The organism is Scytonema sp. PRP1 (assembly GCF_036697665.2).
Lineage (GTDB): Bacteria > Cyanobacteriota > Cyanobacteriia > Cyanobacteriales > Nostocaceae > Kalymmatonema > Kalymmatonema gypsitolerans.
The window spans coordinates 39,135-51,283 of sequence record NZ_JBAHYJ020000081.1; the positions used below are offsets into that span (position 1 = coordinate 39,135).

Sequence of the window (12,149 nt, forward strand, 5' to 3'; positions counted from 1 at the left end):
CAGCTTCCTACTTGCTACTTTTTACGGCGTTCCCACTGCTCCAGAGTAAATTAAGCCGCGTTGCACATCCATAGTCAAAATCGCTCCATCCCGAATCACTTGTGTCGCCTTTTTGACTCCAACGATGACTGGCACACCAAGACGTAAGCCAATCACAGCTGCATGGCTGGTGAGACTTTCTTCTTCAGTAATAATTCCGGCAGCTTTGCGAATTGCGTCAACAAAATCAGCACTTGTACCTGAGGCAACCAAAATATCTCCGTGATTAAAGTTACTGGCATCCATGCCACTGAGAGCCACTCGTGCGCGACCACTTACAGAACCTTGTCCCAGTCCAATTCCCTGACCAAGTACCGCCGTCACAACTTCAACTTTAATCAAATCTGTTGACCCGGAAACTCCCTGGAGAGTCCCAGCAGTCATCACGACCAAATCCCCCTGAGACAAGAGTTCTCTTTCTTGAGCTACATTGATAGCTGCTTGGAATGTCTGACCAGTGGAAGGTAGTTCTAACATCAACAACGGTTTGACGCCCCATACAAGTTGTAACTGTCGCGCTACATTCACGTGAGGTGTCACTGCCAAAATGGGTGTTTGGGGACGAAACTTGGAGACATTCCGTGCTGTTGCGCCTGTTTGCGTCAAAGTCATAATTGCTGCTGCTCCCAACTGTTCTGCAATTTGACCGACAGCTTGGCTGATGGCATTCGGAATCGAACGTTTGGTGTCTCTGGCTTGATTTGGGTTTCTGTGCAGCGCCACCTCTTGTTCTATGCGTTCGGCAATTCGCGCCATCGTCGCGACAGCTTCCACTGGAAATTTACCCACAGCAGTTTCATTCGAGAGCATGACTGCATCCGTACCATCTAAAATCGCATTTGCCACATCTGACACTTCGGCGCGAGTCGGACGGGGGTTACTAACCATACTGTCTAACATTTGGGTGGCGGTGATGATGGGAATCCCCATGCGATTAGCAGTCGCAATCAGCCGCTTTTGCAGTACCGGGACATCCTCTGCTGGGAGTTCCACACCTAAGTCGCCTCTTGCTACCATCACCCCATCACACAAAGCCAGAACAGCTTCCATTTGTTCAATGGCTTCGTGCTTTTCAATTTTGGCAATGACTGGCACTTGTTTGCCTGTGGTGGAAATGAGTTCTTTAATTTCTATCATGTCTTGGGGGTTGCGGACAAAGGAAAGTGCTACCCAGTCCACACCCTGATCCAGACCGAACATCAGATCCTCACGGTCTTTGTCGGTCATTGCTTTAATTGACAGGTAAACTCCGGGAAAGTTCACGCCTTTGTTGTTTGAAAGCGTTCCACCGACAGTGAGGCGACAGTGCAAATCGCCTTTTTCGCGGTTAATCTCCTCTACGAGCATTTCCACGCGCCCATCATCTAGGAGGATTCTTGCCCCTACAGGGACTTCGTCTGCCAAATAATCGTACGTGACGCAGCTGATTTCCTGTGTGCCGACAACTGGACGATTGGTTAAGGTGAAGCGATCGCCTTTTGCCAGGACTATAGATCCATTTTCAAACTTCCCCAAGCGAATTTTGGGTCCTTGCAAGTCTTGCAGGATGGCTACGGGTTTATTCAGTTCAAAGGCTGTTTGCCGAATGAGCCGGATATTACGCTGATGATCAGCATGAGTCCCATGAGAGAAGTTTAGCCGCAGTGTTGTTGCACCAGCTTCAATCAGAGCTTTTAGCGTTTCTGGGCTGCTGGTAGCAGGACCAATTGTGGCGACAATTTTTGTTCGGCGGATAGAATCTTTTAGTTGCATAAAAGCGGAATCTAGGGAGCTACTCAGGGAATCATCCTAATTTAGGAGACACATCTATGTCTGTTGCTGCTGAATCAATCATTAAAGGTGGTAGAGCGCAGGTGTGGGGAGTGAAGGGGAGCCGGGGGAGACAAGGTAGACAATTCCTCTAAGCTTTTGCTGAACCCCCTTGTTCGCCTTGTCCTCTTGTTATATTTTTATATTTCACTAAGGAAGCAAAAGCTTAGAGTCTGTTGAAATCATACCGTTATTGGGCTGCTGATCTGTAAAGAAGTAGATAAATCTTGCTACACATAAATTTATTATTCGTCATTATGTACCGCAAAAGTTCACTTTCCTTATAGAAAAGTGGCATTATCTAAATACTACATCTTAAGTAAAGCAACAAGGAGTTCATAATGCTGATGTCGGAGGCACAGAAGCCAATGACAATCCCGCCAAAGGAATTTTTAGCGCCCCCGGGTGATTTTAATCCGACGCTGCTGATGTTCTTGGCAGCTGCGGGAATATTTGTTTTGTCTAACTTTGGTTACTGGGTTTGGGAATGGCCCCACTGGTTATGCTTTAGTGCAAATACGCTGGCTTTACACATTGCAGGAACTGTGATTCACGACGCCTGCCACCAGTCTGCACATCGTAACCGAGTTATCAACGCCATTTTAGGACATGCTAGTGCCCTGATGCTGACTTTTGTCTTCCCAGTGTTTACGCGGGTGCATTTGCAGCATCATGCCCATGTCAACGATCCAGAAAATGACCCAGATCATTATGTTTCCACAGGTGGTCCTTTGTGGTTGCTTCCAGTCCGCTTTTTATACCACGAGGTGTTTTTCTTTAAGCGGCAACTATGGCGCAAATATGAGCTACTGGAATGGTTTCTCAGCCGCTTGTTTGTTGTTGCAATTTTCTGTATCTCAATTCAATACCACTTTTTGGGCTACGTTCTCAATTTTTGGTTCATTCCTTCTGCCGTTGTCGGGTTAGCACTGGGTTTATTTTTTGATTATCTACCCCATCGTCCTCACCAAGAGCGCGATCGCTGGAAAAATGCTCGTGTCTACCCTAATTCAATTCTGAATTTCCTGATCATGGGGCAAAATTATCATTTAATTCATCATTTATGGCCTTCTATTCCGTGGTATAATTACCAGCCCACATATTATTTCATGAAGCCCCTTTTAGATGAAAAAGGCTGTTATCAAACTTCAGGTCTACTGCAAAAAAAAGACTTTTGGGAGTTTGTTTATGACATTTTTTTAGGAATTCGGTTTGATCACCACAAATCACCTAAAAATGAGCAAGGGGAGGGAAGATAGGCTCATTTCTATTCACAGCCTGGTCACTTAAAGATAAGGGTCGGGAACAGCAAGCAGGGGAAGCATATAGCAAACTTTTGCTGACCGACCTAGGGCAAAAGGCAATCGAGCAAGCTGGGTTTATCCCAATTCGCTCTTTCCTGTTTGACTTTAGCGAATATGTATGGTGATTTCTGAGAAATACTAGAACGTGTCATCCTACGATAAAGGCTGGCGCATATTCCAGTCAGGACGTAACTTTTCGGCGTGACGCAAATACGTATGGTAAATTTGGGCGGAGGCAGGCAGATAGGCGTGACCTAAAAACCGGATGCAGCGCTCTAAGCTGCCATCAACGTGCATTTCCTGTACATCCAACATGGGTACATTGTCCCAATGACGGCGTGAACGTGCAATTGCAGCAGGAAAAGTAGCATTTAAATCGCGTGTGACTGAGAAAGTCATACTAATAATATCTGTTGGATGCAATTGATTCCGTTTTTCCAGTTCATCTAGTAGTTCCATCACAGCTTCTCGCATTGCTTCAACCGTATTTTCTGGAACGGTTGTTGCTCCGCGAATAGCCCACATTCGCCACTCCACAAAAAAATCCTCCATTTAGTTATAAGTCATTAGTCATTAGTCATTAATCATTAGTCATTAGTCATTAGTCAAAGGACAAACAACTCATGACTAATAACGATTTATGGTCTATACATCCATAAAGGCAAACCATTAGTAGACACTTCAAATTCCACCCAGTTGATACCAGCCCCAAGCCCTGAAGAAACTTGACGGCTTCCTGGCAAGATACGATTTAACAGAGGTTTGCGTTCTTCTAAAGTGTAGACGGGAGTTTTTTCAGGATCAAGCTCAACCAGTTCGGCTGCCCAACGACGAGCATCTTCCTCTGTTCCCAGACGATCTACAATACCTAACTCTACGGCTTGCTGTCCAGTAAAAATCCGACCATCAGCGAAACTTCTCACAGTTTCCACCCCCAAGGAACGCGCATCAGCTACTGTCTGGACAAACTGCTGGTAACTTGTGTCAATTAATTCTTGCAAAATGTTTTGTTCTGGTTGGGTTAGTTCTCGGTCAAACGCCAAAATGTCTTTATAGGGACCAGACTTGATGACCTTGAAGGAAACACCGATTTTTTGCAACAAACGTTCCAAGTTGTTACCACGCAAAATCACACCAATGCTACCTGTAATTGTACCAGGGTTCGCCATGATATGTTGCGCTCCCATGCCGATGTAGACTCCACCAGAAGCAGAAATGTTGCCAAAACTAGCAACAATTTTTACTTTCTCACGCAACCGCTTCAAGGCGCTGTAGATTTCTTGGGAATCTCCCACTGTCCCGCCAGGACTATCAATTCTCAGCAGTAACGCTGGAAATTTTCTTTCTTCTACAGTTTTCAGCGCTTCTAATACATGCTTGCGAGTTGCACTGGCAATCGCACCTGTAATTTCAATACGAGCAATTTGTTTACGATATCTAGGCTTAAAAGGCCAAACCATGAGCAGTCAACAAACTTCCTAATAAACTTAATCATAAAACGTTACGTGCTCAAAGCACTTGCTTTCCCTATGTTAAGAAAAACGAGCAGGTTTTGTGATCATTACAATTTTAATAAAATTTTTATAATTTATGTGTATCTTTATTTGCTATGATAATTAGAGTAGAGAAAAAAGCTCAGTCAGTCTTTTAAGGTTCACTACAAGACCATAAAGTTTTTTATCCTTGAATTTGATTACTAGCAAGCTAGCTCAAGGACTAGAAATTATACAGTCGATATATATAAACATTTAATAGAAATAGCGATTAGCCAATGCTCATTCTTGAGCAGAGTAGCACTAGCAGCGTTTTTAGTCTTGACAATGTAAGTTGCGAATATATTGAGCCGAAAGCCTATCAGAGTCAAAAGTCGAGCTTTATCGTAAAATTTGATACCGATAATAAGCGTAAGTGTCAAACAGCGCCCCGACAAAACTGCAGGTTAAACAGATAACAAATAGTCCGCCAACAGGAGTGCCGCTGCCAAATATAGCAAGAAACTCCATGATCAGAGTCGTGATGACCTCAGTCACGCCTTGTAAACCAGGAATATAGCCGACAAGCGATAAGGCGAGCAACGTAATGCCGAATAAAAACATGGGAGCGACGAAACTGAAAACAATTGATAATACAAGCGAGCGGAGAAAGTTCGTCATAATAGTCATGTAGAGTAGGCTCCGTAAGTTTATTAGGCAGACCATAGTTGCCTGCCTAGTCGTCACTTTCTACAATAAAGGCGATCGCTCTGTCTCAGGCGTTATTTCAAAAATCTTAAGTTTTCATTAAAATATATACACAATCTTTCCAAGATATGTTGCGAAATCCAAAAAGGGATTAACAGGACGTAAGCCTTGAAAAATCAATGTTTACAGATGTAGTTGCACCTATTATTTCAACGACAGCCCTGTTCACAAGAGCTTTAATTTCTGAGATTGCCTTTAAACAAAGTTAATCTTAATTCCAAAAGTGTGCTCGAGAGCGACGCCAAGACCCTAGTACCGCAAGGCGGAAGTCAAAAGTCACGCATTCAAAAGTCAAAAGTATTATGGAATGGGCTTTTTAGGGATTTTAAATGGTGAACCAGCGCCAATGACGGCTTTCCCGAACTCACAGCGACTGGTGTGCCTCCTAACGGAGGAGCTGCGCTAACGCCGTCAGGCGTGCCGTAGGCATACCCGAAGGGTTGCCCTATTTACGCCGAACTGTACTAGAAATGCTATCACGCGAGAGAATAACTCCTGACTCATGACTGAAACTACCGCTTCGTAATTCGCTATGATGACGGCAGTTATAGAGTTAGCTTGTCAACATTGAGTGAGACGATATCCAAATCTAGTTTAGGAGCATGGAGTCAGCGATTGCTGGCAGCTATTTTCTTGGGTGGACAAGTCATGATTCACCTACTTAGGGGAAAAATCCATCGGCGTAATACCCTAGAGCAAATGGCAGCAGTTGGACCGGACTCCTTGTTTATTGCCTTGTTAACGGCTGTTTTTGTTGGCGCAGTGTTTACCATTCAGGTGGCGCGGGAATTTATTAACTTTGGCGCGGGAAACATTGTCGGTGGAGTGCTGGCGATCGCGTTGACACGCGAACTTTCCCCCGTTTTGACAGCAGTGATTTTGGCGGGGCGAGTTGGTTCGGCATTTGCAGCGGAAATCGGCACAATGCAAGTCACCGAACAAATTGACGCCCTTTTGATGTTAAAAACTGATCCAATTGATTATTTGGTTATCCCGCGCGTACTTGCTTGCGGCTTAATGTTACCAATTTTAACGCTTTTGTCTCTGGTAACAGGTATGTTAGGGGGATTAATTATTGCAACAAACATATACAATCTCTCGGAGACATCGTTTATAGACTCAGCCCGTAACTTTCTCGGCGGTTGGGATATTGTCAGCGCCATGATTAAGGCGTGTTGCTTTGGAATTTTAATAGCCGTAATTGGGTGCAGCTGGGGTTTGACGACAAAAGGAGGAGCAAAAGGAGTGGGACAGTCTACCACAACAGCTGTTGTCACTGCTTTGTTGATTATCTTTGTGAGCAACTTTTTTCTTTCTTGGCTGATGTTCCAAGGAACTGGTGGTGCATTTATGCCAGGGTTCTAGACCAATAGCGATTAGGGATTAGGAATTAGGGATTAGGGATAACGGTTTGATTGATAGTTGCTGGCTCCTAGTCCCTAGTCTATACCCCTAACTCCTAAAATAGAAATAATGTTTATTAACCAAGCAGGAGTTTCTCGTTTTGACGACTTCATATACGTCCAACTCGGCATCAACCACCGTCGAACTCAAGCCTAGTTACAACATACCTTTGGTATTAGTGGTTGGCGCAATTCCAATGCTTGTGGTGCAACCTTGGGTAGCAGGCGCGATCGCACTGTTTGGCTTGTTCCTCATGTTTCAAGCGGTTACACTGCGTCTGTTATTTACTCCCACCGACTTGGATATTTACAGAGGTGAAAAATTAATTCGGCGCTTTCCGTACCGGGAATGGCAAAACTGGCGCATATTCTGGAATTCGATTCCCATTCTGTTTTATTTTAAAGAAGTTAAAAGTATTCACTTTTTGCCGATTTTATTTAACCCTAACACTCTCAAAACTTGCTTGGAAGAACGCTGCCCGCGTATTTGATGCTTCACGATGACTCAGTACTGTGTACCCTATAAAGTGATGACTGGACATGACTTCAGTTGTGATCACTCATCACTTAAGGCTATCTCAGACTTAATTCAGACTTAATATAGATTGCTGAAAGCTATTTATTCGTGTCATAGGAATTACACTATTGTTTATGAACCCCGAGGAATCTCAAACACCACAAACAACTGATGAGTCGTTGATGCAAAAAGAACAACCAAAACTTGAGCAACCAGAAAATTCATCTGTTGAGTCAGTGGTGGAAAGAGCAGCGCCAAACTCCACAGTTGATAGACAAAATGACCAACCAACTTCTGCTCGATCCAATTTAGATGCAGAAGAACAAAGCCTTACAGATGAATTAACACAGCAGTCAACTGCTGAAGTGGTGACGCTGTTAGAAAAGGAAACTACCGCGCTGGGGTCAGAAGTAGAATCAAAATATAATCGCCAAGAAAAAGAAGCCGCGCAACGAGTCGCGCAGTTACAAAGCCAAAAACAAGCGCTAAAAGAAGAAATAGCCAACCTGCAATTATCCTACAAAACTGTTCAGGCGCAATTGGGCGAAACTCAAATGGCGATGACACAACTGGTGCAAGAAACCCTATCAGGGCTAGAACAACGCAAAGCGGCGCTGCAAATTTCTGTGGAACAGCTAGAACGCCGTCAAGAACGGATTCGCAACGAAATGCGAACCACTTTTGCAGGGACTTCTCAAGACTTAGCGATTCGGGTACAGGGTTTTAAAGATTATCTCACGGGCAGTTTACAAGATTTGGCAGCCGCAGCAGAACAGTTGCAACTGGTACCAAAACAGAAACCGGAACCAGAAAAGCTAGAGATCAAACAGGTTAAGCCAGCCGAAGAGCAGCTAGGAACACCACAATTTGCTCAACAGCAGTTCCAAGATACAACAAAACAAGTTCGCCGCCTGATTGACCAGTATCGCACGAAACCAGATTATTACGGTCCACCGTGGCAACTGCGCCGCACCTTTGAACCAGTGCATGCAGAACGAGTCTCCAACTGGTTTTTTAGCCAAGGAGGACGGGGCGCTTTACGGACGACAGGCAGTAGGTTGCAGAATATTCTCATTGCCTCAGCAGTGATTTCGATATTACACAAGTTGTATGGCGATCGCATCCGCACTTTGGTGTTAGCGAATACGCCAGAACGTTTAGGTGAATGGCGGCGTGGCTTGCAGGACTGTTTGGGAATAGGTCGTCCAGACTTTGGACCAGACAGAGGTGTAGTATTATTTGAAACACCTGAAGCTTTGGCACAAAAAGCAGATCGACTGGTAAAAGCCAATCAACTCCCTCTGATTTTGATTGACGATTCTGAAGAGCAAATTAGTTTGGCACTGTTGCAATTTCCCTTATGGTTAGCTTTTGCTCCTGACCCGAAAATGATGAGAAGTTATGATGATAACTACTAAGTCGTCGTTAGTGCTGAGTCACAAAGAACCAAAAACAAAAAACTCATAACTCATAACTCTTAAATATGGCTATTTGGTTAAGTTTGTGCGCGGGGGTTTTGGTTGTGGCTTATCTAGTGGGTTCTACACCCACTGGCTACACAGTAGCTAAGCTACTGAAAGGCATTGATATTCGCTCAGTTGGTTCTGGCTCAACAGGAGCAACCAATGTGCTGAGAATTTTAGGCACAGGACCAGGGGCATTTGTTTTAGTGATAGATTGCTTGAAAGGAGTTTTGGCGATCGCCCTGGTTGACTGGTTTTTCCACTTTGCTGGCAGTCAAGATTTCATTCCTCGAGAGATAAATACCGAGTTATGGCAACCTTTTATGGTCACTTTCGCCGGCTTAGCTGCCATACTTGGACACAGTAAGTCAATCTTTTTAGGCTTCACTGGTGGGAAATCTGTGGCGACCGGTTTGGGTATTTTGTTGGCGATGAATTGGCAGGTAGGTTTGGCGACCTTTGGCGTCTTTGCCGTTATGCTGGCAATATCGCGGATTGTCTCTTTGAGTTCGATTGCTGGTGCTGTTGCCGTTTCTATTTTCATGGTACTCCTGCATCAACCGTTACCTTACATCTTGTTTGGTGTTCTTGCAGGCTTGTATGTGATTTGGCGACACAGTAGTAATGTTGGGCGTATACTTGCAGGGACTGAGCCAAAATTAGGGCAAAAATTACAGGTGGAACAGCAAGAAACTGTAAATTCAGCCTCTTAGAATGAGGTTTTGTGTGACCCCACCCCTTACCCCTCCCCGCAAGCGAGGAGGGGAGAAAGTAACCAATTCACAAACACTTTCTTTGACCTGAATCCTTACAAATTTTTACTCAGGACTCAGGACTTATGGCTCACGGCTTCCTTAGAACTCAGCACTCGGTATCACTTGCTCGCCAATCCATTTTAGATAGGGTTGAGAACCAGCAACAATAGGTACAGCAATAATTTCCGGTACTTCATACGAGTGCAGTTCACAAATTTTTGCTGACAAAATAGGAAATTTGCTCAAGTCTGTTTTAATCAGCAATTGCCATTCCTGCTCCTTGTGTATTTGTCCTTGCCAAGTATAAATGGAATGGATTGGCAACAGACTAACACACGCAGCAAGTTTAGCCTCTACTAGAGCATTTGCGATCGCTTGTGCCTCCTGCTCTGAAGAAGCTGTTACAAACACTACACCGTAGCCTGTTGATTCAGCCATGACCAAAACTTTTTCGCTCCTCATAATTAAACACTAGAGGACAAAGAGTAAACCTGACCATCAATCAACAATCGAGTGATTCCCTTTGCCTGTAGATGATAACGAGCCTTGTGCAGCATTTTACTATCGGGAATTTTAATCACGCGATCGCGCTTGGTTGAGAAGCGCTTTGCCACTCGGTGGTTATCAAATACTGGGAGCGTTCTTTGCTGGGTTTCTAAGTTAGGAATTTGCCCCAAGTCGCCAAAGTCCCTGAGTGGACGAGTAATTAATTCCGACGACCGGTCTATTACCAAATAGCAAGTTTTGGGCAAACTGGCTGCTGACAGTGGCAAAACTCGAACTAATGACTCTCCCGATCTTGGTCTTGTGACAAAAGGTCGAGCTGGTTCAAAGTCCTCTTCGTCTGAGTATTCCTCTTCGTCATCGTCTAAATCATCTTCTTCCAAATCCTCTAAATCATCTGACTCACCCAATAAGTCTTCGCCAAACATTTCTGCGATGACGTTGGCTTCTGGACGTCTATCTTCTAAAAGGGGACTGGGAATGCTTGTGATTTCTGGAGGTTTCTCTGGAGGTTTCTCTGGAGGTTTTTGTTCTAAAAGTTCCAATTGCTCAGCAACTGGTTGCTCAACTCGCTCAATTCGTCTTGGTATTGGTTTTGTTGTTGGCGCTGAGGTGCGCCGCTTCACTCGTCTGATAGCAGGAATTGGTTCATCAACTTCTATAGGCTGCGGCTCCTGTTCCACAACTGGCTCTTCCTGCGGCGGCTGAACCTCAACTACAGGCTCAGGAACAGCAGATGCTGGTTGTTGTGTCTGCTCTTCCTCTGCCTCAGTGCTAAACACAGGCAGGTTTTCATAGTCTACCTGTGCCCTTCCTTCAGGAGTTCTTGCGGCACGCTTTAAAGAGACGAGGTATTCATACTCATCTTCTGGCAAAGTACTTTTGAGTAAGCGGCTAATCGTCGAGTTACTCACGCCATAGCGGTCTGCCAAAGTTGAGGTCGTTTCGGCAGTTTCGCGATATAATTTCAGGATTTCGTGTTTATCTGATTCTGTTAGTTTTCTCACGGTAGACACCACAAATTTCTAAGCTTGTTTTCTTCCACTGGCACGTCGTGAACGGTTTCATGATGCGTCGTATTCCAGGACAGCGCCCATGCCAAATAAAACTCAACTCCATACCCAAAATTCCTCTAAAATCTCCCCAGTTTGATAGTTGGGAATCCAATTTGTGGCGTTTTTAAACCACATATCTGCAATCTTAAGCGAAAATGCTGTTGCTGCAATAATTCGCTCAGACAAAGGCATTCTTTCATGCCAAAAGGCTAACATTGAGGTAGTGGCGATCATTAACAGCCGCAGATCACTGACGATAGAAAACCAATTCAAAATTGGAGCAATACTTTCTACCCTAGTTGGCGTCTGATCCTGAACTGTTGCTTGTGGTTGATCAGATAACCATGCCAACACACTACCAAAAGCTCCAATTGGCAACAAAATGAACCACTGCCATCTTTGTAGATTTCGTTCCCTACAAGCCACTGCCAAAATCATGCCTATCCCCAGCAACAAATAAGTTATCACAAAAAACACATCGCCAAGGGAAACTATAAGTTCTTCTTTCAAGACTATTTCCGTATAACCGAAAAATATCCCTCCAATGAAATAACAAACCATACCGATGTCGATTGCTAGCCAAACATCCCGAACACTAACAATTTGTCTACTGCACCAATTTCTCAAGCATAAGACATTGGCACTCAGATCAGCTATGGTTTCAAGAATATATGTACCAGTAACGTAGCAATCACCACGCCTTTCTATGCTATCTGAGCCTGGAATTCTAGCACTAAACAAAAAAAAGTACAATCGTACTAGGAGACTCCAGCCTAGGTTAGCTAAGACAATACTCTGAGTGGAAAACATAAATTTGGGACGGTGTGACCTGTTGTAAACGCTACTCATAGAACTTTACTGTATAAATGCACTCTAGCAGTTTTTTGACTCATTGACTGTTTAAGAAACAGCCGTACTCAAAGCTAACAAGTCAAATTAATATAAACGCAATAGATCATCCAACATGATGAAAAACTACTAGAGCGCTAATGCCACAGTTTACTTAACGGAGATTGATTTAGCCAACTGATAAAAAGCGTTCGTTCTCATAAAGGCATAT

General features: G+C 44.2%; 11 protein-coding genes and 1 pseudogene. 5 read left to right on the plus strand and 7 right to left on the minus strand.

Annotated elements, in window-relative coordinates; translation table 11 throughout:
- Positions 1 to 21: 21 nt before the first annotated feature.
- Positions 22 to 1,791: a pyruvate kinase gene (gene pyk / locus V5G28_RS18320; RefSeq protein ID WP_332987293.1), complete on the minus strand. Its 1,770-nt coding sequence runs from the start codon at positions 1,789 to 1,791 to the stop codon at positions 22 to 24.
- Positions 1,792 to 2,189: 398 nt separating this feature from the next.
- Here pyk and crtR point away from each other — a divergent pair, with 398 nt between their 5' ends.
- A complete protein-coding gene (crtR, locus tag V5G28_RS18325; RefSeq protein WP_096569498.1) occupies positions 2,190 to 3,107 on the plus strand; it encodes a beta-carotene hydroxylase in 918 nt (305 codons plus the stop codon).
- A 198-nt stretch (positions 3,108 to 3,305) separates the two neighbouring features.
- Here crtR and aroH read toward each other — a convergent pair whose 3' ends face one another.
- The 3 genes from aroH to V5G28_RS18340 all read right to left on the minus strand — a co-directional run bounded on the left by aroH (position 3,306) and on the right by V5G28_RS18340 (position 5,314).
- Positions 3,306 to 3,677 carry a chorismate mutase gene (gene aroH, locus V5G28_RS18330; protein ID WP_332987360.1) on the minus strand — a complete coding sequence of 124 codons (372 nt, stop codon included), beginning with the start codon at positions 3,675 to 3,677 and terminating at the stop codon, positions 3,306 to 3,308.
- 113 nt (positions 3,678 to 3,790) lie between these two features.
- Positions 3,791 to 4,612: a signal peptide peptidase SppA gene (gene sppA, locus V5G28_RS18335; protein WP_096569504.1), complete on the minus strand. Its 822-nt coding sequence runs from the start codon at positions 4,610 to 4,612 to the stop codon at positions 3,791 to 3,793.
- A gap of 414 nt (positions 4,613 to 5,026) precedes the next feature.
- Positions 5,027 to 5,314 (minus strand): hypothetical protein, encoded by a 288-nt coding sequence (locus V5G28_RS18340; protein WP_096571522.1) that lies wholly within the window; start codon positions 5,312 to 5,314, stop codon positions 5,027 to 5,029.
- Positions 5,315 to 5,959: 645 nt separating this feature from the next.
- Here V5G28_RS18340 and V5G28_RS18345 point away from each other — a divergent pair.
- The 4 genes from V5G28_RS18345 (at position 5,960) to plsY (ending at position 9,488) form a co-directional block, all read left to right on the plus strand.
- On the plus strand, positions 5,960 to 6,757 hold the full coding sequence (locus tag V5G28_RS18345; RefSeq protein ID WP_332987294.1) for an MlaE family lipid ABC transporter permease subunit: 798 nt from the start codon (positions 5,960 to 5,962) through the stop codon (positions 6,755 to 6,757).
- A gap of 139 nt (positions 6,758 to 6,896) precedes the next feature.
- Positions 6,897 to 7,286: a DUF3119 family protein gene (locus V5G28_RS18350; protein ID WP_332987295.1), complete on the plus strand. Its 390-nt coding sequence runs from the start codon at positions 6,897 to 6,899 to the stop codon at positions 7,284 to 7,286.
- 160 nt (positions 7,287 to 7,446) lie between these two features.
- Positions 7,447 to 8,730 carry a DUF3086 domain-containing protein gene (locus tag V5G28_RS18355; RefSeq protein ID WP_332987296.1) on the plus strand — a complete coding sequence of 428 codons (1,284 nt, stop codon included), beginning with the start codon at positions 7,447 to 7,449 and terminating at the stop codon, positions 8,728 to 8,730.
- 65 nt (positions 8,731 to 8,795) lie between these two features.
- Positions 8,796 to 9,488 (plus strand): glycerol-3-phosphate 1-O-acyltransferase PlsY, encoded by a 693-nt coding sequence (plsY, locus tag V5G28_RS18360; RefSeq protein WP_332987297.1) that lies wholly within the window; start codon positions 8,796 to 8,798, stop codon positions 9,486 to 9,488.
- Between the two features lie 141 nt (positions 9,489 to 9,629).
- Here plsY and cutA read toward each other — a convergent pair whose 3' ends face one another.
- The 3 genes and pseudogenes from cutA to V5G28_RS18375 form a co-directional block, all read right to left on the minus strand.
- Entirely contained in the window at positions 9,630 to 9,968 is a 339-nt protein-coding gene (gene cutA / locus V5G28_RS18365; protein ID WP_332987298.1) for a divalent-cation tolerance protein CutA, read from the minus strand.
- 26 nt (positions 9,969 to 9,994) lie between these two features.
- Complete coding sequence (locus V5G28_RS18370; protein WP_332987299.1) at positions 9,995 to 11,041, minus strand: transposase; 1,047 nt, start codon at positions 11,039 to 11,041, stop codon at positions 9,995 to 9,997.
- 57 nt (positions 11,042 to 11,098) lie between these two features.
- Positions 11,099 to 11,938 (minus strand): annotated as a pseudogene (locus tag V5G28_RS18375) (hypothetical protein).
- Positions 11,939 to 12,149 lie beyond the last annotated feature (211 nt).

What these genes read in the sequence shown, in the direction of transcription:
- cutA (WP_332987298.1), bottom strand. Translation starts at nt 9,968, where the DNA reads ATGGCTGAATCAACAGGCTACGGTGTAGTGTTTGTAACAGCTTCTTCA.
- V5G28_RS18340 (WP_096571522.1), bottom strand. Translation starts at nt 5,314, where the DNA reads ATGACTATTATGACGAACTTTCTCCGCTCGCTTGTATTATCAATTGTT.
- pyk (WP_332987293.1), bottom strand. Translation starts at nt 1,791, where the DNA reads ATGCAACTAAAAGATTCTATCCGCCGAACAAAAATTGTCGCCACAATT.
- sppA (WP_096569504.1), bottom strand. Translation starts at nt 4,612, where the DNA reads ATGGTTTGGCCTTTTAAGCCTAGATATCGTAAACAAATTGCTCGTATT.
- crtR (WP_096569498.1), top strand. Translation starts at nt 2,190, where the DNA reads ATGCTGATGTCGGAGGCACAGAAGCCAATGACAATCCCGCCAAAGGAA.
- aroH (WP_332987360.1), bottom strand. Translation starts at nt 3,677, where the DNA reads ATGTGGGCTATTCGCGGAGCAACAACCGTTCCAGAAAATACGGTTGAA.
- V5G28_RS18355 (WP_332987296.1), top strand. Translation starts at nt 7,447, where the DNA reads ATGAACCCCGAGGAATCTCAAACACCACAAACAACTGATGAGTCGTTG.
- plsY (WP_332987297.1), top strand. Translation starts at nt 8,796, where the DNA reads ATGGCTATTTGGTTAAGTTTGTGCGCGGGGGTTTTGGTTGTGGCTTAT.